This window comes from Streptomyces sp. SID12501, assembly GCF_010550245.1.
GTDB lineage: Bacteria > Actinomycetota > Actinomycetes > Streptomycetales > Streptomycetaceae > Streptomyces.
In genome coordinates this window covers 1-391 of the sequence record NZ_JAAGLU010001019.1, presented here as the reverse complement: position 1 = coordinate 391, position 391 = coordinate 1, and the positions used below count along the sequence as shown (strand labels likewise).

The 391-nt window shown below is 71.9% G+C and carries 1 pseudogene; it reads left to right on the top strand.

Going from position 1 to position 391, the window contains the following annotated elements:
• Positions 1-334, top strand: a pseudogene (locus G3I71_RS49625) (hypothetical protein); the annotation flags it as partial.
• Between the last annotated feature and the right edge of the window lie 57 nt (positions 335-391).

Sequence of the window (391 nt, the reverse complement as noted above, 5' to 3'; positions counted from 1 at the left end):
ATCAGGGGGCCTTCTGATGGCGGAGATCAAGATCGACGCTATGGAGATGCTGCTGCGGCTGACCGCCGAACTGGCCGAAACCCGGGGGCGGCTGAAGGCCCTGGAGGAGGAAAACCTCCCGGCCTCGCTGGAGAGCATCGACGAGAAGGTGGGCGGCCTCAAGGAGTCGCTCGCCGCCGTGACCGCGGCTGTTCAGCAGATGCGGGCGGAGCCGGAGGAAGAGGAGGAGGAGCCGGAGCCCTGGCCGCGACCGCGTACCGGCTGTGCGCCACGGGCTGGCAGATGGGGGCCGCCGCCCCGTACGCCGTCCTGCGCGCGGAAGCCGGCCTGGTGACCAGCGCCGACGAGCACCGGCCCACCGGCCTCGCCCGGGACCGGCGCTTCTACCCCA